Annotated in this window: 2 protein-coding genes; both read left to right on the plus strand. The window is 39.6% G+C overall.

All coding sequences use genetic code 11. The annotated features are described in order from the left end of the window. The first annotated feature begins 105 nt into the window (after positions 1–105). Positions 106–1,020 carry a group II intron reverse transcriptase/maturase gene (gene ltrA, locus ACIQZA_RS25520; RefSeq protein WP_402884632.1) on the plus strand — a complete coding sequence of 305 codons (915 nt, stop codon included), beginning with the start codon at positions 106–108 and terminating at the stop codon, positions 1,018–1,020. A 20-nt stretch (positions 1,021–1,040) separates the two neighbouring features. Further along, positions 1,041–1,397 carry a group II intron maturase-specific domain-containing protein gene (locus ACIQZA_RS25525; protein WP_400934594.1) on the plus strand — a complete coding sequence of 119 codons (357 nt, stop codon included), beginning with the start codon at positions 1,041–1,043 and terminating at the stop codon, positions 1,395–1,397. The last annotated feature ends 77 nt before the right edge of the window (positions 1,398–1,474 follow it).

Genomic DNA, 1,474 nt, shown 5'->3' on the forward strand with positions numbered 1-1,474 from the left:
CCCATCAAAGCACAGAAAACATCGAGGTAAAGACCAAAAGATGGCTACTTATAGAGGGATAAGCTGGAAGCGAAAGAGTATATAAGAGCGTGTAGGGATGTAATCATGGAAATGAAGAAACAAGATGGTATCAATTTAATCGATAAAATCGTTACCAACGGCAACTTATGGAGAGCTTTTAAAAAGGTAAAAGAAAATGGAGGAGCTCCGGGTGTGGACGGAATAACAGTTCACGAACTAAAATCTCATCTGCGGAAATATTTTGAGCCACTCAAAAAGAAACTAAAGGATGGCACATACCAACCGCAACCAGTGAAAAGGGTAGCTATTCCAAAATCGGATGGCGGGGTGAGATATTTAGGGATCCCTTGCGTGCTCGACCGTGTAGTCCAACAAGCTATTCTACAAGTAATTGACCCAATCATTGATCCGCATTTTTCTAAGAATAGTTTCGGTTTCCGAAAAAGAAGAAACGCACATCAGGCAATCGAACTCGCCGAACAATACTATCAAGAAGGATATCGAACAGTGGTGGACTGTGATTTAAAAAGCTATTTTGACACAATCCATCACCAACGACTAAGAGCGTATCTAGAAGAATTCATTACAGATAAGATTGTCCTCAAACTTATTTGGAAATTCTTACGTTCAGGTATTCTTGATAAAGATATTTACATTGAAACAACGGAGGGCGCTCCGCAAGGTGGCCCACTGTCTCCTATTCTAGCAAACGTTTATTTAAATAAACTAGATAGAGAACTGGAAAAACGAGGACATCGTTTTATTCGATACGCAGATGACTTTGTGATTTACGTGAAAACGCCAAGAGCGGGAGAACGCGTCATGACAAGTGTGAAAAAATATATCGAAGAAGATTTAGGTCTAACGATTAACGAAAAGAAAAGTAAAGTATGTGGTGCAACAAGCGCTACATTTCTAGGTTTTAACATACAAAACTTAATGGGAAAGTTGGATGCCGACCGAGTAAAGCTGCTAAACAACGATTCAAAGATAAATTAAGAAAATTAACGAGTCGTAAAATGGCAGGTACGTTTGAAGGGATTGTGAAAAGAATCAATCAAACGACGGTTGGATGGATTAATTACTATGGAATTGCCAATATGAAAGCCTTCATAAAAGAAATACAGGGTTGGTTAAATCATCGATTGCGTCAACTCATTTTGAAGCGATGGAAGAAACCAAAAACGAGGTATGCGAAATTACGTCAATATGGGATTGACCATGATGATGCGATGAAAATAGCACATTCAAGAAAAGGGTATTGGCGACTATCGAGAAACGAGATTATTAATCGAGCGATAACAAATGAAAAGCTCACAAAGTGGGGGCTGAAAGACATAACCCAACTTTATGAGCTCAGATACTTAAGAGGTTGAACCGCCGTATACGGGACCGTATGTACGGTGGTGTGAGAGGTCGACTAGCCAAATAATGGCTAGTCTCCTACTCGATT

This window comes from Lysinibacillus sp. NPDC096382 (assembly GCF_044762845.1).
Taxonomy (GTDB): domain Bacteria; phylum Bacillota; class Bacilli; order Bacillales_A; family Planococcaceae; genus Lysinibacillus.